We start from the raw sequence: 20,524 nt of genomic DNA, 5'->3' as shown, positions 1-20,524 counted from the left end.
AGCTATTTAATTACGACATGTATATTTTTTGTTGTGGTTAATTATTATAATGATAAAATATACCGTCTTAAATTGTGACATATAAAATCAAAACATATGAAATACATAATTTTGTTTCTCACAACGTTCTTTCTGACTACAACAAGTTGGTCGCAAGATTTTACTGTTAATGGTACAGTTAATGACTCTGGAATTGATCAAGTTTTACCAGGAGTAAATGTTATTGTAAAGGATCAAACAAGAGGAACCACAACAGATTTTGATGGAAATTTTTCTATCAGTAAATTGAATATAGGAGACGTATTAGTATTCTCTTATATAGGTTATGCTACTAAAGAAATTGCTATAAAAGGTGATGGTTTTTTAACAGTTACTTTAGATGAAGATGTAAGTGCACTTGAAGAAATTGTAGTAGTAGGTTATGGTACTCAAAAAGTAACTAAAGTTTCTGGGGCAATTTCAACCGTTAAAACTGAGTCTATTGAGAAGTTAAAACCATTAAGAGTAGAAGAAGCTTTACAGGGGAGTGCTTCTGGTGTATCAGTTATTCAAAGTGGTTCTCCAGGTAGTAAGCCAACTGTTTTAGTACGTGGTATTCCTTCATTTACTGGAGTAGATCCTGTTGTAATTATTGATGGTGTGCCACAAACATTAGACGATTTAAATTCTATTAACTCTGCAGATATTGAGTCTTTAAACATTCTTAAAGATGCTGCATCTACTGCAATATATGGTGTAAAAGGGGGTAATGGTGTTATTGTTGTAACTACTAAGAGTGGTAGAAATAATGAAAAAACAGAATTTTCATTTAATACATATACAGGTGTTCAATCTGTATACAGAAAAGTTGGAGTTTTGAATGCATCTGAATATGCTTTCATGATAAATGAAGGTAGTGTAGCTGCAGGAGGTGATTTAATTTTTTCTGATATTTCTTCATTAGGAAAAGGAACAGACTGGCAAGATCAAGTATTTAAAGATGCTATGGTAACTGCACATACTATATCTGCTCGTGGAGGAACTGAAAAATTAGGGTATTTTTTATCAGCTGGTTATCAAGGTCAAGGTGGTATTGTAGGTGGTAGTGATAAATCTAATTTTAATCGTATTAATATTACGGCAAACTTAAATTTTCAACTAGCACCTAAATTGAAATTTATTTTAAATACCACATATGCGAATATTAAAACTAAAACTGTAGCTGAAAATTCGTTCAACTCTATATTAGGTAATGCTTTAAATTTTGACCCTACAGTTTCGGTTTATAATAATAATGCTGATGATTTTGCTACCTACGGGTATAGTAACTTGTTGTTGTCTGAAATTTTCAACCCTGTTCAGCGTTTAGATAACACGTATAACCAAAGCAATGGAGATAAATTATACGGTAAATTTGAATTTCAATACGATATTTTAGATAACCTTAAAATAACGTCACGTTTAGGATATACAAAATGGGATCAAGTTGGAAAAAGCTTTACACCATTAGCGTATTACGGACCTAATAATGTATCAAGTGACTATTATTCTGATGGTACTATAAAAACTCAAGATGTTGAGAATGATGATGGAACTATTACTACAATACAATCATTTCATAATAGTGTAACAGAATCAGAATCATCCAACTTTAGTTATACTTTTGAAACTTTTGCTAATTACTTTTTTAATATTAATGACCAACACAATTTTGATGTTGTATTGGGTATTTCTAGAAGTAAATCAACTGGAGATGATATCTCTGTAACCAGACAAGATGTTAGAGATAATTCTTGGGAATGGGCTGATATTACTTCTGCTACAGGTTTGAATACAGAATTAAATACAAACGCATACACAGGCTCTTCTAGTCAAGATTTAGAGCGTAGAAACGTTTCTTACTTCAGTAGAATCAATTATGATTATGAAGGAACATATTTAGCTTCTTTTTCAGCACGTCGTGATGGTTCAATTGCTTTTGGTGAAGATAACAAGTTTGCTAATTTTTATGCAGGTTCATTAGGTTGGGTTGTTACAAATGAAGACTTTTTTAATGTAGAAGCTATTAATTTTTTGAAAGTTAGAGGTAGTTATGGTACTGTAGGTAATGAGAATGTTGATCCTCAATATGTAAGTATAGAAATCGGAGGTCCTAGTTATAATTCTACTGCAAACAGTAATGGGTATACTTTTGGTTCAACTTTTGAGTCAGGAGCAACAGTAAATACATTTAGTAATACAGAGTTAGCATGGGAGAAACAAACGCAATACAATATTGGTTTTGATGCTACCATTTTAAATAATTTTTCAATCACTGCCGATTATTTTAATAAAACAGTTGATGGATTATTGTTTTTAGATGCAGTTCCTTTATATGCTGGAACTTCTGAACCTGTATATTCTAATATTGGTAGTACGGAAAGTAAAGGTTTCGATTTAACCTTAGCTTACAAGAACAATAGAAGTAATGCTTTAAAAGTAAATACTTCAATAAACTTTACCAATTCTAAAAATATGGTAACTGAAACCAATAGTGATGGAAGTGCTTTTTATTCTGGTGGATCATACTTTAATGGACAAAGTCACTTAGTTACTCGTTTTGAAAAAGGCTTTACTCCAGGTTATTTCTATGGCTATAAAACAGATGGTTTATTTCAAAATCAAACAGAAGTTGATGAACATGCAACACAAAGTGGTGCGCAAGCCGGAGATATTCGTTTTGTAGATACTAATGGTGACGGAACAATTGATGATGATGATAAAGTACAAATAGGAGATCCTTATGCGGACTTTACATTAGGTTGGAATTTAAGTTTAGAGTACAAAAATTTTGATATGAGTATGTTTACGTATGCTTCTGTAGGTAATGATGTGTTTAGAGCTTACGAACGTAATGCACAATATTCAAATAAATTTAGAAGTATTTTAAATAGATGGACTGGAGAAGGAACAACTAATGATGCTAGAAATCCAAGGTATACTTTTGAAGATACTAACAGTAATATTAGACCATCAGATAGATATGTAGAAGATGGTAGTTTCATTAAACTTAAAAGTTTAATTGTTGGTTATACCATACCAGAAATCCAGAATAATTTTTTCAGTAAAATACGTGTTTATGCACAAGCGAAAAACTTATTGACATTAACTGAATATTCTGGTTTTGATCCTGAAATCGGAGTAGGTGGTTCTCCACTAGAAACTGGAGTTGATAGAGGAGCTTACCCGCAAGCAAGAACTTTCTTAATCGGTTTAGATCTTAAATTTTAATAATCAGAAAATAATTTAGTATGAAAAATATAAAGAAAAATATAGGGTTAATCATCATACTTTCAATCTTTGTTGGTTGTTCTGATGTTGTTGAATTTGATCCGCATGATGAATATGTGGTTACGGAGGAAGATTATTTACAAACGGAATCTGATTATGAAACCATGGCAGTTAGTTGTTACACGCCTATGCAATGGCTAAATCAAATGGTTGTTATAGGTGATATTGCTTCCGATAATGCAGTAACAGGTGGTGAAAATGCTTCTGATGCTGTTTCATTGCAACAAGTAGATGATTATACTGTTTTGACAAACAATAGTACAACTTATGATTTATACTTATCTGCTTACGAGGGTGTAAACAGAGCAAACTATTTGATAAGTTATAAAGATCAAAATATTAATGGTGAAACCATTGATTTTGATAGAAAAGAAGAAATGTATGGCGAAGTTTATTTTTTAAGAGCTTATTACTATTTCAATTTGGTAAGAATGTTTGGAGATGTTGTATTATTTACTGAAAAAAAATTAGACTTAACTGATTTCGGAACTTACGAACGTTCTCCAAAAGAAGATGTTTATGCACAAATAGAAACAGATTTACTAAGTGCAATAAGTGCTTTACCTACTTCGGCATCTCAAGAAGGACGTGTTACAATATATGCAGCACAAGCACTTTTAGGTAAAGTGTATTTATACGAAGAGAAATTTGACGAAGCAGCTACAATTTTAGAGAATGTGGTAAATGGTCCATTTACTTTATTCGAAACTTTTGATGATATCTTTCTATTATCAGGAGAAAATGGTTCTGAGTCTGTTTTTGAAGTGCAATATTCTAATGGTCAACCTTATTATAACTGGGGAGGACAAACAAGAGGACAAGGTAACTATGCTGTTCAACAATGTGGTGTTAGAGGTTTTAGCGGTACGGAAGCGATGCCTTACAATGCAGGCTGGAGTACAAATTTACCAACACAAGATTTGGCATCAGCTTATGATGATGGAGATCAAAGAAAAGACGCTACTGTTTTTGATGTAGCAGCATATGCAGAAGAGAATCCTGATTTAGAAGTTTCTTTTCAAGTAGCTCCTTATAAAAATACTGATTTATATAACAAAAAGTATTTACCAAGAAAAGGAGAAACTAGTGGACAAGTTGAATTAAATTATGAAAATAATCAACGCATTATTCGTTATTCAGATGTTTTACTTATGGCTGCTGAAGCAAATTTAAGAGCATCGTCAGTTAATCAAGCAAAAGCACAAACGTATTTAGATTTAGTGAGAGATAGAGCTTTTAGTGATGAAGATCATAGAGTAACGGCTACACTGCAAAATATTTGGGATGAACGAAGATTAGAGTTAGCAATGGAAGGTGATCGTTTTTTCGATTTAGTTAGAACAGGCCAGGCAGCTACAGTTTTAAGTGGTTATAACGCAACAACTAATGGGCTTTTTCCAATTCCGCAAACTGAAGTAGATAATTTTGGACTAACTCAAAATGAAGGATATTAAAACTAAAACATATAATATGAAAGCATTAAAATATTTTTTAAGCACCTTATTAGTTGTTTCATTTATTTGGAGTTGCGAAGAGGATGAGTTTGGAAGTACTGATTTTGTTAACAATATCGAGGCGCCTGTAAATGTAGCTGCTTCAGTTAGCGTAACACAAGATAATACAGGTTTAGTAACAATAACACCCTCTTCTAGTGGTGCTGTTAGTTATACAATTGATTTTGGAGATAATTCTGATAGTATTGAAGGCATTATAGCAGGTAATAGTGCCGAACATAATTACGCTGAAGGTACGTATCAAGCAATTATTACAGCAGTTGGTATAAACGGTTTAACCACTTCTGTTGTGCAAGAGATTACAGTGTCATTCAATGCTCCTGAAAACTTAGTAGTTACGATTGAAAATGATGCAGCAATAACAAAACAAGTAAATGTTACTGCTATAGCAGATTATGCAACTTCTTATGAAGTTTATTTTGGAGAATCGGCAGATGAAACACCAGTTGAATTTGGTACTGAGGAAACAGTATCATATCAATACGAAGAGGCAGGAACTTATACAATTACTGTAATTGCAATGAGTGCAGCAATTGAAACATTAGAATATAGTGAAGAATTTTTGGTAACTGAAATTTTGCAACCAGTAGTAGCAGTAGCAACCCCAACTAGCCTTGCTGCTAATGTTATTTCTGTTTTTAGTGATGAATACACTGATCCTGATCCAATAGACTATTATCCGGATTGGGGACAGTCAACTACATATACTCAAATTGAAGTAGAAGGTAATAATATTATTCAGTATGGTGATTTAACATATCAGGGTATTAATTTTGATACAGCAGCAATTGATGCTTCAGAAATGGAATTTATTCATGTAGATATATGGACTGCAGATGATAATTTTGATGCAAAAATATCGCCAATAAGTTCTGGACCTTTTGAGGCAGCTTATGATTTAGAGTTAAATGCAAATGAATGGACTTCTTTTGATATTCCAATTTCATATTTTACTGAAGCAAATGCGTCGTTGGATTTTTCTAATATTATCCAGTTTAAATTTGATGGAGTTGACTCTGGTACAGGATCAATATTTGTAGATAACCTATATTTTTACAAGCAACCTTCATTAGTTCTTGCTGATTTGACTGGTACATGGAAAATGTCTTCAGAGGCAGGTTCACTAGGTGTTGGGCCAAGTGTAGGTGATATTTCTTGGTGGAATTGTGATGAAAGTTGTATTACTGAGAGATTGTGCTATTATGATGATTCTTATGTATTTAATGAAGATGGGTCTTTTCAGAATATATTAGATTCAGAAACTTGGGTAGAAGGCTGGCAAGGGGGATCTGATTCTTGTGGAACACCAGTTGCACCACATGATGGATCAGCATCAGCTACATATATATACGATGAGACTGCAGGTACTGTTACTATAAATGGGACAGGAGCATATATAGGGTTAGCGAAAGCTACAAATACCGGAGAACTTACTGATGTTGCAGATACACCAGCATTTATAATCTATAATATTAGCTTTATAGATACAAATACGATTAGTGTATATGTTGAAGCTGGTTCAGGTGTATTTTGGCAATATAAATTAGTTAGAATTTAAAAAGAGGAAGTATGAAAAATATAAAATATTATATAGGATCTTTATTAGTATTAGCTATGTTTTTTGCTAGTTGTCATGAAGATGAACTAGTTTTAGGAGAGACAGTAACTCCTTCAAATTTATCAGTAACTGCTGAAATTGTAGGTGTAGATGATGATAACCCTTATGGAGATGGTAGTGGTGCTGTAAACTTTACTGCAGTAGCTGATGATGCGTTATCGTATAAATATATTTATGATGGTCAAGAAACAGTAGAATCATCAGGTGAGCTTACCCTTAATTTTTCTACAACAGGTGTAAACGTATATTCAATTACTGTTTTGGCGATTGGTGAAGGTGGACTTTCCTCTAGTACTACTATTGATGTTGAAGTGTTAGCATTGTATGAAGCACCAGATGATTTATTGCAAATGCTAGTAGGTGATGGATCTGTTACTTGGCGTATAAAAGCAGAAGCTGCATCACATTTTGGACTTGGTCCAGTAGATGGAGAAGTGCAAGCTGAATGGTATGCTGCAGCTGCCTACGAAAAAGATGGAGTAGGAATGTATGATGATAGATATATTTTTAATACAGACGGTACTTATACTCATATAACAAACGGTTTAAATGATGACCCTACGGAAGATACATCGGGAACTATTTTTGGACGAACTGTTTTAGTTGATGAATTACAAGGTACTGGAGAAGGAACAGAAAATGGATCTGATGTTGAAAACTACCCTTATGACGACTTTATTGGAGAATGGAGCTTAACAGCGCCAAACGACCAGGAAACTTTAACATTAAGTGGGACAGGGTTTTTAGGATATTATATTGGAGGTAATCATAGTTATAAAATATTTAGCCGTTCAGATACTGAAATGGTCGTAAGTTCAACAGATGGAAATTCAGAATTTGATTGGTGGTTTACATTAACCAGTGAAGAAGAAACAGATGAAGAAGCTACAGAAGAATTTGTATCTGAATTCAACACATTATATTGGTCGGAAGAATTTGAAGTTGATGGGGCTCCTGCAACTGCATTTTGGACATACGACCTAGGTGATGGTGGCTGGGGTAATAATGAAGTACAAACATATACCGATGATGAAACTAATGTTATAGTTGAAGATGGTGTCTTGAAAATTACAGCTTTAGCCGATGGTTCAGGTGGATATACTTCTGCAAGATTAAAAACGCAAGATTTATTTGATTTCAAATACGGTAGAGTAGAAGTAAGTGCAAAATTACCTTCAGCTCAAGGTACTTGGCCTGCAATTTGGATGTTAGGTTCAGATTTTGAAACAGTAGGATGGCCATTATGTGGTGAAATTGACATCATGGAACAAACAGGTGATGATAAAAACACGAGTTTAGGTACTTTTCACTGGTCTAATGATGGAGCAACAGCTAGTTATGGCGAGAGTTTAGCAGTTGAAAATGCTTCGTCTGAATTTCATTTATACACACTTGAATGGACAGAAGATAAACTTACTATTTTATTAGATAATGTTACAGTAGTGACAATGGATAATAATTCAGAATTACCATTTTATGATAAGGAGTTTTTCATGATTCTTAATATAGCTATGGGTGGTACACTAGGTGGTGATATTGATCCAGACTTCACAGAAGATAGCATGGAAATAGATTATATAAGAATTTATCAATAAGTTGAGTTTTTGATATGAGTGGTAGAACTGATAACTCTACCGCTCTTATTTTAAAGAAAAAGTTAAAACATGAAGAAAATTAAAATAGGAATATGCTTAAGTTTATTTTTAAACTTAGCATTTGGTCAACAACCTTCTGTCAAAACCATAGACCAAAAAGTAGATTCATTATTAAGCATAATGACCATTAAAGAAAAAATTGGTCAAATGAATCAATATAACGGATTTTGGAATGTTACGGGTCCAACACCAGTTGAAGGTGATGCGGCAAATAAATATGATCACTTAAAGTCAGGCTTAGTAGGTTCTATGCTTAATGTTAGAGGTGTAGAAGAAGTGCTTAAAGTACAAAAAATTGCAGTTGAAGAAACTCGTTTAGGTATCCCTTTAATAATTGGTTTTGATGTAATTCATGGGTATAAAACATTAAGTCCTATTCCATTAGCAGAAGCGGCAAGTTGGGATTTGGAGGCAATCCGTAAATCATCTGAAATTGCAGCAACAGAAGCGGCGGCAAGTGGAATTAACTGGACATTTGCTCCTATGGTTGATATTTCAAGAGATGCGCGTTGGGGTAGAGTAATGGAGGGTTCTGGAGAGGATCCATATTTAGGTGGTAAAATTGCCTATGCTAGAGTAAAAGGTTTTCAAGGTGATGATTTAACCTCACCAAATACAATTGCAGCTACAGCAAAACATTTTGCCGGTTATGGTTTTGCAGAAGCTGGTAGAGATTATAATACGGTTGATGTTGGTACATCAACATTATATAATATTATTTTTCCTCCGTTTCAAGAAGCTATAAAAGCAGATGTAAAAACATTTATGAATTCTTTTAACGAGCTTAATGGAATACCTGCAACAGGTAATGCTTTTTTACAACGAGAAGTTTTAAAAGGTGATTGGAATTACAAAGGTTTTATGGTATCTGATTGGGGATCAATGATTGAAATGATTGATCATGGTTATGCAAAAGATGGCAAACATGCGGCTGAATTAGCTCTTAATGCTGGTTCTGATATGGATATGGAATCTTATGTGTATGTAAAATATATTGAAGAATTGGTAGCTGAAGGTAAATTAGATATTGCTAAAGTTGATGATGCGGTTAAGAGAATATTACGTGTAAAATTTGAACTTGGTTTGTTTGACGACCCTTATAAATATTGTGATTTAGGTAGAGAAAAAAAAGTAATTGGTCAAAAAGCACATCAAGAAGGCGTTTTAGATATGGCTAAAAAGTCTATTGTTTTATTAAAAAATGAGAATGAACTTTTACCTCTTAAGAAAAAAGGACAAAAAATAGCATTGATAGGTCCTTTAGCTGCGGATAAAAACAGTCCATTAGGTAGTTGGAGAATTGCTGGAGATGATAATACTGCAATATCTGTTTTAGAAGGTATGCAAGAGTATAAAAAGAATAAATTAACATACCAAGAGGGTGTAAAACTTAGTATTGGTGAAAATGATTTTGTAAAAGAATTTAAAGTTAATACTACTGATAGAACTGGAATTACTGAGGCTGTTGCTTTAGCTAAAAAAAGTGATGTTGTGGTAATGGTAATTGGTGAGTATAGCTATCAAACTGGTGAAGCTCGTAGTAGAACATCACTTGATATTCCTGGTTTACAAGAAGAATTACTTAAAGAAGTTTATAAGGTAAATAAAAACGTTGTATTAGTTTTAATGAACGGTAGACCTTTAGCAATTACTTGGGAACAAGAAAATATCCCAACAATTGTAGAAGCTTGGCATTTAGGTACACAAAGTGGTAATGCAATTGCGCAAGTTTTATACGGTGATTATAACCCAAGTGGAAAATTACCAATGACATTTCCTAAAAATGTAGGTCAAGTTCCTATTTATTACAACCATAAAAATACGGGTAGACCAACAAACCCTGGTGATGATGTTGTTTTTTGGTCTCACTACAGTGATGTAAGTAACGAGCCTTTATATCCTTTTGGTCATGGTTTAAGTTATTCTAAGTTCGAATACTCAAATATAAAATTGAGCGCAAATGCTATAACTGAAAATGAAAAAATCAGGGTGTCGTTTACATTAAAAAACACTAGTAATATTGAAGGTAAGGAAGTTGCGCAGTTATATATTAAAGATTTATTTGCGAGTGTAACAAGACCAGTAAGAGAGCTTAAAGATTTTAAAATGGTTACATTAAAACCAAATGAGTCTAAAGAAGTGTCTTTTGATATTACTAAGGAAAAACTTCAGTTTTATACTGCCAATAACAAATGGGAAGTTGAACCAGGTAATTTTAAAGTATTTGTTGGTGGTAGCTCAAAAACATCACTTGAAGCCGATTTTTCTGTAAAATAAAATCTATTTTAAAATGAAATTAAGTGCAAAGTTTACATTTCTGGTATTGTCAATTGTTTCTTTTAGTTGTGCCCAAGAAAAAAAAATGGTATGGGAAGAAAATTTTGACGGCGATACGTTAAATGAGGAAGTTTGGAATTTTGAATTAGGTGATGGTTGCCCTAACATTTGCGGTTGGGGAAATAATGAAAAGCAAGTATACACCAAAACTAACCACACTTTAAAAGATGGTTTTTTACACATAAAAGTTAAGAAAGAGGATGGTATTTATACATCTACAAGAATAACTACAGCGGGTAAAAAGAAATTTAAATATGGAAAAATTGAAGCTAGAGCAAAAATTACTTTAACTAAAGGTTTATGGCCTGCCTTTTGGATGCTAGGCGCTAATATTAATGAAGTTGGTTGGCCAAAAAGTGGTGAGATTGATATTTTAGAATATATAGGAAAAAAACCAGATAGTGTATTCACATCACTTCATTTTCCTGACCATTGGGGTGGAAATGCGTATACAAAAACTACTGAGGTGAAAAATGTAGAAGAAGGTTTTCATAACTATGCTATAAATTGGACTCCAGATATTATTGAGTTTTTTATTGATGATATTAAAGTGTTTGAGTATCAAGTTGAAGAAAAAACAGAAGAGAATTGGCCTTTTGATCAACCTTTTTATTTTATTTTAAATACTGCTGTAGGTGGTAATTTAGGAGGTAGTGAAATTGATGATAGCGACCTTCCTGAAGATTTTGTTATTGACTACATTCGTGTATACGAAAATTAGATAATTGCAACTTAAACATAAATAATCCTGATATAGAAATGAAATTCTGTATCAGGATTATTGTTTTTTAGAGTAGATCTAATGTGGTAACTTATTTTTTAATAAACCATATACAAATGTACCCAACATTGCAGCTAGTATAACTAAAACCATGCTAAAAACTCCTGTGCCTAGTAAAATATACATTGGTCCTGGGCAAGCACCAGCTAAAGCCCAGCCTAAGCCAAAAATACTACCACCAATTAGGTAACGAGCAATGCTTTTATTTTTATTAGGGATTGCGATTAGTTCACCTTCAATATTTTTTACTTTAAATTTTTTCAAAAGAAAAATAAATAATGCGCCTAGACCTACAGCTGTACCAATAATTCCGTACATATGGAAAGATTGAAATTTGAACATTTCAAAAATCCTATACCAAGAAACTGCTTCTGATTTAACCAAAACAATACCAAAAAAAATACCAACAAATAAAAATTTTAAAAACTTCATAATTTAAAAGATTAAGGGTAAAATAAAGTGAGTCATAATTAATCCGCCGATAAAAAAGCCAATAACAGCTATTAATGATGGTAATTGTAAATTACTCAAACCTGATATTGCATGACCAGAAGTACAGCCACCAGCATATCGTGTTCCAAAACCAACTAGAAAACCAGCTACAATTATAATTGCTAAGCCTTTTAAGGTTAAAATACTATCCCAGCTATAAATTTCATCTGGAACTAATTTTTCTCCAATATTGGTAAAGCCAAAAGCTTGTAAATCCGTTATTGTAGCTTCGCTTAAAGCAATAGGTGTTCCGTTAGATAAAAATTGGGTAGCGATAAAACCACCAATAATAGCACCTAATACAACAGTTAAATTCCATCGTTGTGATTTCCAATCAAATTTGAAAAAATCAGCATATTTGTCAGCACCGCTAATGGTACAGAGTGTTCTCAGGTTTGAGGACATCCCAAAAGTTTTTCCGAATAAAATTAAGAACAGCATAGTAATAGCTATTAATGGGCCAGTAATATACCATGGCCAAGGTTGTAACAAAAAGTCCATTGTCATTTTTTTTATGCAAATATATAAGCTGCAATTCAGATTGTCTGTAACATAAATTACATAGTAGTTTTAATTTGTAAAAATGATGAAAATTATAAAAGTGTATTGTTTTTATATGAAACTTGCCTAGGAAAATCAAAACAGCTATAAAATAGCACTACAATTGTATCATTTTATAAGTTTAATATGTGTTTTGTGTTGTAATTTATAACTTTATTGAAGTTAAGTGTTTTGATATTGTAACTACAATGACTTTTTGAGTTATAAAGTCATATCCAAATGCAATAAATCGGTATTAAACATTTGGAGAATAGAAGTTTAAATATATATATTGAATGGATAATCGATTATTTTTCAACTATTTATAACTTTTAAAACAATTCAACTATGATTATTATCGCTAAAGTATTATTAGAATTAACACTATCACTAATCATTGTACTAATGTAACATAAATCATATAGGCCTATATGATAAAGACTGTCTATAGGCGGTCTTTATTTTTTATATCTTTCATTCTATATTTGTAAAAAAATAAAAATGAAGAAATCATTATTTAAAGTATTAGCAAAAATTAATAAATTAATACTTCCTTCGTTTTCAAAAAAGTCATTAGACCTTTCAAAAGCAACAAAGTTTCAATTAGCAATTATTGGTTGGCGTTACTATGTTACCATAAATGCTATAGATTAATATGTTTTACACTTTTTAAAGGGATAAGAAGAGTAAACTAAATCTAATTTATTTAGGTGCAATTCTACTTTAAAGAATAAACTCTCAAAAAAAATTATTTTTTTACGCTAGTAATTTTGCTGTAAATTTAAAAAGAAATATATTTGCACCCCGTTAAGGGAAAAATATTAAGGCCTCGTGGCGCAACTGAATAGCGCACTTGATTACGGCTCAAGAGGTTACTGGTTTGAATCCAGTCGAGGTCACTAAAAGCTGTTCAAACGGCACAAAACCATGTAAGTCTTATGATTTACATGGTTTTTACTTTTTTAAAGGATTACTTAAATTTATTAAAAGCTGTTCTCTACTAATTGGATAGAACTATTTATAGTGTTAATATCACTTGCGCTATTTCCGTTTTTATAAATTTTTGGAGTAAGGCCAACGTATTACTCTAATAATTTTAGGTTTTTAAATCTTTCAATTTACAAATACTACTGCAGGTAACTGTTCTCAGGATGCTTTATAGAAATATCAAGAAGATATTTGTCGATAAAACTAGAACTGCACATATAGCAGTTTAATGTTATTAGAACTAGAAATAACAGAAATAATAAAAATACTCCAAAACATCATATTTATTATTTAAATAAAGAAAAATCTGACAATATTAGTGGATAAATATGCATTATTTGAAAAAAAAATTTAATTTAGTCGTGCAATAAAGCTTTTAATACTCTTATGTATCCCCCTAAGAAAGAGTAAGTATCGCAATAGTTGAAAAACTAATTTCTCAAATAAATTAATTGATGAGTATAAGAAAATTAACCATTATTTCAACTTGTGGATATTGCACTATATTATTATGTCTTCTAGTAATTTCCGGTTGGTGGTTAGATATTCAAACTCTCCGTAGTATCGTTCCAGGTTTACCTGAAACTACACCAATGACAGCTACTTTAATTTTGCTACTCGGTTTGGCATTGGTTTTGTCTGATAAAATTTCCAAAAGTTATCCAAAACAAAGGTATACTGTAACTTATAAGGTTATTATCACAATTGTAATAGTTGTTGCAATATTTACGGGGCTTCAATATATATTTAACCTTCCACCAAGTATAGAAACTATTTTTCAACCACAGATATCAAACTTTCATGATTCTGTTTTTGTAGGGAGGCCATCAGTTCGTACGGTACTCACTTTTCTATTTATCGGTTTTGCTATGTTTTTTACTTATTCAAAAAAGCGTACTCTTCAAAATATAGCTGTTGTTTTTTCAATATTAGGACTGGTGCTCCCGTGGATTGCGCTTTTTGGCTATTCAACCGCAACAAGAGAATTATACCAAATACCTAACTTTCCAAAAACGGGAATGTCCCCAATTACGGCACTTATTTTTATTATCCTGGATCTTGGAGTTATGAATTTGTGGCCGAATAAAGGGATTATTGGTTTATTCAGTTCCTCATCACCAAGTGTAAAAATGTTAAGAATATTTCTTCTCATTGTAACTTTGGTGCCCTTAGTATTGAGTTGGTTAGTACCATATTTTATTGATCAAGAGTATTTATATAGAGGTTTTGATTTGGTAATTGAATGGGGAGTTTTTATTCTTTTTTTAGCCGGAGCAATAATATGGGGGGGAATAATAAGTGATAAAAGGGACCTAGAAAAAGAAGAGTTGCTTAATTCATTAAAACAAGCTGAAGAACAATTTCGAACGTTAATAGAATTGGCTCCTGATGCCATGATAATTGTAGATAGTAAAGGTTTTATTACCCTAACCAATGAACAGTCAAGAAAATTATTTGAATATACAGAAGATGAGATGGTTGGAATGGAAATAGAATTGTTATTGCCAAAACAATTTTCAGCATCTCATAAAGAATTAAGAGAGAGTTATTACAAATCTGCCCAAACAAGAATAATGGGAGATGGTAAGATTTTAAAGGGGGTAAATAAAAGTGGTAAAGTCTTTCCTATAGAGATTGGCTTAAGTCCTATTAAAATAAAATCTGAGTTAATGATATCAGCCATTGTACGTGATATTACAACAAGAATAAAAGCTGAAGACAAAATAAAAAACTATGTAAGAAACCTAGGCTTAGTGAATCAAATAGCGAGAATAGCCTATTATGAAGCTGATTCAGGACTTGATAAATTTATGATTTCTGAAAACTTTTGTAATTTATTCGGTGCTGAAAAAAGGATGCTTAGTCGTGAAGAAATGAGAGCACTATTCCATCCTGACGATTTGAAAAAATTTAAAGGAATTTTAGATCAGGCTCTAGAAAAAGAAGAAAATTTTGAAATCGAATTTCGCATCATAAATCCGTTAACAAAAGAAACATTTCATGTAAATAATTACAACTATTTCACACGAGACTCTCTTGGTAACATTCAGGTGCTTGGACTTCTGCAAGATATCACACAGCAAAAAAAGGTGAATGAAGAACTAATTGAACTCAATAAAAATCTCGAACAAAAAATTAAGGAAAGAACTTCAGAACTTAAAAAAGCACATGACAATCTTGAAAAAAAGGTAGAAATTCGGACAGAGCAGTTGCAAATGTCAAACAAGGAATTAGAAGCATTTAGTTATTCGGTTTCCCACGATTTACGTGCACCTTTAAGAGCTATTACTGGATTTAGCGCCATTCTTAAAAATGATTATGAAGTTTTATTAGGTAATGAGGGTAAACGAATTATTTCCATCATCGTGAACAATACAACCCGGATGGGACAACTTATTGATGATATACTTGTTTTTTCTAGGCTTAGCCGATCAGAATTATCAACAACTCATTTAAACTTGAAAAATATTTTTGAAGAAGTTTATTTAAGACAATTAGAAGAAAACGATAATGCAGATAGAAATATTGAATTTACAGTTGAAGATATCCCCTCGGCTAAAGGTGATCGGACGATGATAACGCAAGTTATAGTCAATTTGGTTTCTAACGCTTTAAAATATACAAAACCAAAGGAAAGAACAATCATTCGTATTGGTTACGAGAAAGAAAATGATAAAATTATTTATCATGTAAAAGATAATGGTGTAGGTTTTGATGAGCGACATAAATCAAAACTCTTTGAAGTTTTTCAACGTTTACATAACGAGCGTGATTTTTCGGGTACAGGTATCGGATTAGCAATTGTACAAAGGGTAATCTCTAAACACGGAGGTCAAGTCTGGGGTACGAGCGTGTTAAATGAAGGAGCTGTATTTTATTTTACGTTACCATAATTTATAAAAAATAACACAATTTGAAGTATTATGAACACTACTGATTATATAGAAGTTCTTTTGGTAGAGGATCGACCTGAAGACGCTGAGTTAACAATACGGTCGTTAAAAGAAAATAACTTTATGAATAAAATAAAGTTAATTGAAGACGGACAAGAAGCCCTTGATTATTTATTTGGAGAAGGAATATATGAGGGTGCTAGACCTGAACTTCCAAAACTTTTATTACTTGACTTAAAACTACCTAAAGTTAGTGGTTTAGAAGTGTTAGAACGTATAAGAGATGATGAAAAACTTAAGCACTTACCTGTAGTGATTTTAACTTCGTCCAATGAAAATATGGATATAGAAACAGCATACAAACTAGGTGCTAATAGTTACATTGTAAAACCCGTAGATTTTATAAATTTTGCTCAAGCAATTAAGGAAGTTGGGATGTATTGGCTTGTGTTAAATAGATCTTTAAACAAATAACTTAAGTGTATGTATAAGGAAGTAACAAAAAAAAATCAAACCATACGTATATTAATTCTTGAAGACTCACCTACCGATGCTGAACTTATTATAAGAGCATTGGAAGATGAAGATTTTATTGTTGACGCAAAAATAGTTGATGAAGAACATGAGTTTAGACATGGCATAAGTGAATTTAGGCCAGAAATAATTTTATCAGATTATTCACTTCCTACAATTACAGGACTTGAAGCCTTAGCTATTGCTACACAAGAATGTCCAGAAATTCCTTTTGTTTTTATAACAGGTACAATAGGTGAAGAAATAGCAGCAGAAACTATATTGAATGGTGCAGCAGGTCTTATTCTAAAGTCACATTTATACAAGTTGCCACAAACAATAAACAAAATTATTAATGACGAATCAAGATGGAGGCAAATTAGGTTCAATAATGCTAAAGAACGGATTAATTTAAGAATCCAGAAAAACCAAAAAGCTTTAGAAAGAATGGACGAGTTTATTACAAACAGAAGAACGGCTAAATTATCAAATGAAATAGTTGACGATATCAAAGATATGGTCAAAAACTTAAAAGGTATTTCTAATGATTTAAATAACCAAAAAGGAGAATAAGTTGATGGTTTATGGAAAAACAAACTGAGAAAAAAAGGAATATAGAATCTTTAGGTAAGTATGTTGTTGCTATTGGAGCATCTGCTGGAGGGTTAGATGCAATTAATGATTTTTTTGAAAATGTACCATTAAAGACAAACCTTAGTTTTGTTTTAATTCAGCACCTTTCACCTGATTATAAATCAATGATGCCAGAATTGTTGGCTAAGCATACCAAACTTAAAGTTAGTAAAATAACCGATGCTACAGCAGTACAACCCAATTGTGTTTACACAATACCAGCAGATAAAAACGTCACTATATTAAAAGGTAAACTATACCTTGAAGATAGAGGAAAACCAAAAACATTAAACCTTCCTATTAATATATTTTTAAAATCTTTAGCAGAGGATCAAAAAAAGAGAGCTATAGCTGTTATACTTTCAGGTACAGGGAGTGACGGGACTTTAGGTGTAGAGTCAATTAAAGAGCAAGGCGGTATGGTTATCGCGCAAGATCCACAGACAGCTGCATTCGACAGTATGCCTAAAAGTATTATAACAACTGGATTAGCAGATTTTATTTTGTCTCCTCCAGAAATGCCTGAGACTATAACCAACTACGTGAAGCATCCTTATGTAAAGCAGTTGGACCCTGTTGATGATGATTTAATAGATTCATTAGCTGATATATTACATCAAATTTTAGATTTTTTATATCAGAAAATAAACATGGACTTTAGAAACTACAAAAAGGCTACTTTAATTCGTCGAATTGAACGGAGAATGGGGATTAATAATATCTTGAGTAAGGGGCAGTATTTAAAGTTTTTAAAAACAAGTGACGAAGAAGCTACTCTTTTAAGTAATGATATCCTTATAGGAGTTACTGGCTTTTTTAGGGATAGAAAAGCATTTGAATTACTTGATGAAAAGGTTTTGAGTGTATTAGTAAAAAATAAAGAACCTGGTAAAGAATTACGAGTTTGGGTAGCTGGTTGTTCTTCAGGGCAAGAGGTTTATACTTTAGGAATTCTACTGAAAGAGCAATGTCGTAAGCAAAATAAAGAAATCACTATTAAAATTTTTGCAACAGATATAGATCAAAGAGCTATAAACAAGGCAAGTAAGGGAGTTTATTCTGAAGCGATTGAACAGGAAGTTCCAAGTGAGTTGTTACACCGTTACTTTTCTAAAGCAGAAGATCAATACCATATTAAGAAAGAATTAAGGGAGTTAGCAATTTTCGCTAGGCATGATATTAGCCGGGACCCTCCTTTTAATAATATTGATTTAGCTACTTGTCGTAATCTGTTGATCTATATTGAGCCATTATTGCAGGAGAAAATAATTGCTTTAATTCATTTCTCTTTGGTAGAAAAAGGATATTTATTTTTAGGAATAAGTGAAAGCTTAAATGCGTACTCAAAAGTTTTTCATGAAATAGACAAAAAACATAAAATTTTTCAGAATCAGAGTGTCAATCGTGTTATAGACATCAACCGTTTATTTCCGTTTGATCAAATGAAAAAACCTAAAAAGGAAGAACAAAAAATTGAAGAAAATTCACCAAGAGTAATTTCTAAATCTAAAATACTTGCAAATTTTAAAGACGCTTTACTTGACGATCTTGTTCCACCAACGGTAATTATAAATAGTAATCAAGAAGTAGTACATGTTGCTGGAGAGATTGATAAATATTTAAAATTGCCTAAAAAGCAACTTACATTAAACGTTTTAAAAATGGTTGATGAGCAGTTGTATGTTACTTTAAGCAACACTATTTCAAAAGTAAGAAGTAACAAAAATAAAACTATATCTCCTGTAATTATATTTGAATCAGAAACGAGCATCTTGCTTAATATTATAGCAAAACCTTATACTGAAACTATTAGTAGGGTAGAATATTATATTATAAGTTTTATAGAAGCCAAACAATCTCATAAAACTCAGTCGAATTCACGTGCTAAAACTGCACTCTCTAATGAGAAAAATGAACATATAAAGCGACTGGAAGAAGAAATTAAAGAAACAAAAGACTATCTGCAATCAACGGTTGAGGAATTAGAAACTTCTAATGAAGAGCTACAAGCTACTAATGAAGAGTTAATGGCTGCAAATGAAGAGCTACAAAGCAGTAATGAAGAATTGCAAAGTGTAAATGAAGAATTATACACGGTAAATAATGAATTTCAAGATAAAATTTCAGAAATGACTGAGCTGAATGATGACTTGAATAACTTTATACAAAGCACGCGAATAGCTACATTGTTTTTAGATGAAAACCTTTGCATAAAAAGATATACTAATATTATTACACCGCTGATAAAAATTTCAAGTAACGATTTAGGTAGGTATATAGGAGATTTTACGCATGTTTTCAAATCATTTGACATGATTGCTGTAACGCAAGATGTATTGAACAATTTTGAAAAAATTGAGAGAGAAGTAGCAACTAATGAGGGGAAAATTTACCTAATGCAGGCATTGCCTTATGTCACTTCAAAAAAAGAAGTTAGGGGAGTAGTGATAACTTTTGTAGATATAAATGAACTAAAGAAAATAGAAACAGTTCTAAAAAAACAAACAGAAGAGTTAGAGATAAACAACAAAGAACTAGAGCAGTTTGCCTATTTAGCGGCGCATGATTTGAAAGCTCCAATAACAAACCTAAAAGCATTAACGGGTCTTATTGATAAGAATGGAAACGATTTTATAAATAAGAATAATAGTATTCCTTATGGTAAGTTAAAAGAAGTGATTTTACGTATGGAAAGGACTATTGGTATTTTAAATGAAGTAATTACAATTAAAAAGAATCTTGATCTTAGGCCAGAGGCCATTAATTTAGATGAAGCCTTTAAAGAGGTTATGGTATCTATTGAAGATCAAGCTACATCAGTCAAAGCAAAAATAAAAACCAATTTTATTGGGTGTCCTGAAGTGTATTTTCCTGCTATTCATCTTAATAGTATTTTACAAAATCTGATTACTAATGCCATTAAGTATAAAAAAGCAAACGTTGCACCAGTGATTGAAATTTACAGCGAAAAAGATTCAGGTTATGATAAACTTTATGTTAGCGACAATGGAAGAGGTATAGATTTAGAGTCCTATGGGTCTAAATTGTTTGGTCTTTTTCAACGCTTTCATTTAGATACTGCGGGCAAGGGAATTGGCTTGCATATCACGAAATCTATTATTGAGAGATACAACGGTTATATTGAAGTTAAAAGCAAAAAAGGGGAAGGCACAACTTTTATAGTGTATTTTAAAAATAAAAATACATGGAAAAATAAACATTTAAACAATTAGTATTTTATTATTAAATAT

13 protein-coding genes and 1 tRNA gene are annotated in these 20,524 nt (G+C 31.9%); 12 read left to right on the top strand and 2 right to left on the bottom strand.

Annotated features, from left to right (window positions below; genetic code table 11):
* Positions 1-96: 96 nt before the first annotated feature.
* The 6 genes from KO500_RS10850 to KO500_RS10825 all read left to right on the top strand — a co-directional run bounded on the left by KO500_RS10850 (position 97) and on the right by KO500_RS10825 (position 11,154).
* The gene (locus KO500_RS10850) at positions 97-3,249 is read left to right on the top strand and encodes a SusC/RagA family TonB-linked outer membrane protein (RefSeq protein WP_215956572.1); all 3,153 of its coding nucleotides are present in this window, start codon (positions 97-99) and stop codon (positions 3,247-3,249) included.
* A gap of 20 nt (positions 3,250-3,269) precedes the next feature.
* A complete protein-coding gene (locus KO500_RS10845; RefSeq protein WP_215956571.1) occupies positions 3,270-4,763 on the top strand; it encodes a RagB/SusD family nutrient uptake outer membrane protein in 1,494 nt (497 codons plus the stop codon).
* Positions 4,764-4,779: 16 nt separating this feature from the next.
* On the top strand, positions 4,780-6,381 hold the full coding sequence (locus tag KO500_RS10840; RefSeq protein ID WP_215956570.1) for a PKD domain-containing protein: 1,602 nt from the start codon (positions 4,780-4,782) through the stop codon (positions 6,379-6,381).
* A gap of 11 nt (positions 6,382-6,392) precedes the next feature.
* Complete coding sequence (locus KO500_RS10835; RefSeq protein ID WP_215956569.1) at positions 6,393-8,036, top strand: glycoside hydrolase family 16 protein; 1,644 nt, start codon at positions 6,393-6,395, stop codon at positions 8,034-8,036.
* Positions 8,037-8,105: 69 nt separating this feature from the next.
* A complete protein-coding gene (gene bglX / locus KO500_RS10830; RefSeq protein WP_215956568.1) occupies positions 8,106-10,373 on the top strand; it encodes a beta-glucosidase BglX in 2,268 nt (755 codons plus the stop codon).
* Positions 10,374-10,386: 13 nt separating this feature from the next.
* Entirely contained in the window at positions 10,387-11,154 is a 768-nt protein-coding gene (locus KO500_RS10825) for a glycoside hydrolase family 16 protein (RefSeq protein WP_215956567.1), read from the top strand.
* Positions 11,155-11,232: 78 nt separating this feature from the next.
* On the opposite strand, the gene KO500_RS10820 is transcribed toward KO500_RS10825, so the two are convergent.
* Both KO500_RS10820 and KO500_RS10815 read right to left on the bottom strand, forming a co-directional pair.
* Positions 11,233-11,646 carry a DUF6691 family protein gene (locus tag KO500_RS10820; RefSeq protein ID WP_215956566.1) on the bottom strand — a complete coding sequence of 138 codons (414 nt, stop codon included), beginning with the start codon at positions 11,644-11,646 and terminating at the stop codon, positions 11,233-11,235.
* Positions 11,647-11,649: 3 nt separating this feature from the next.
* Complete coding sequence (locus KO500_RS10815) at positions 11,650-12,207, bottom strand: YeeE/YedE family protein (protein WP_215956565.1); 558 nt, start codon at positions 12,205-12,207, stop codon at positions 11,650-11,652.
* Between the two features lie 540 nt (positions 12,208-12,747).
* On the opposite strand from KO500_RS10815, the gene KO500_RS10810 reads away from it, so the two are divergent.
* The 6 genes from KO500_RS10810 (at position 12,748) to KO500_RS10785 (ending at position 20,506) form a co-directional block, all read left to right on the top strand.
* Entirely contained in the window at positions 12,748-12,900 is a 153-nt protein-coding gene (locus tag KO500_RS10810) for an SsrA-binding protein (RefSeq protein ID WP_215956564.1), read from the top strand.
* A 171-nt stretch (positions 12,901-13,071) separates the two neighbouring features.
* A tRNA-Arg gene (locus KO500_RS10805) sits at positions 13,072-13,145 on the top strand.
* Positions 13,146-13,688: 543 nt separating this feature from the next.
* Positions 13,689-16,127 (top strand): PAS domain-containing sensor histidine kinase, encoded by a 2,439-nt coding sequence (locus tag KO500_RS10800; protein ID WP_252732494.1) that lies wholly within the window; start codon positions 13,689-13,691, stop codon positions 16,125-16,127.
* A gap of 30 nt (positions 16,128-16,157) precedes the next feature.
* The gene (locus KO500_RS10795; protein WP_215956562.1) at positions 16,158-16,601 is read left to right on the top strand and encodes a response regulator; all 444 of its coding nucleotides are present in this window, start codon (positions 16,158-16,160) and stop codon (positions 16,599-16,601) included.
* Positions 16,602-16,610: 9 nt separating this feature from the next.
* A complete protein-coding gene (locus KO500_RS10790; RefSeq protein ID WP_215956561.1) occupies positions 16,611-17,213 on the top strand; it encodes a response regulator in 603 nt (200 codons plus the stop codon).
* Positions 17,214-17,224: 11 nt separating this feature from the next.
* A complete protein-coding gene (locus KO500_RS10785) occupies positions 17,225-20,506 on the top strand; it encodes a chemotaxis protein CheB (protein WP_215956560.1) in 3,282 nt (1,093 codons plus the stop codon).
* Positions 20,507-20,524 lie beyond the last annotated feature (18 nt).

The sequence above is a fragment of the Cellulophaga baltica genome, from assembly GCF_018861125.1.
Classification (GTDB): Bacteria; Bacteroidota; Bacteroidia; order Flavobacteriales; family Flavobacteriaceae; genus Cellulophaga; species Cellulophaga baltica_A.
This window is presented reverse-complemented; position numbering and strand designations above follow the sequence as displayed.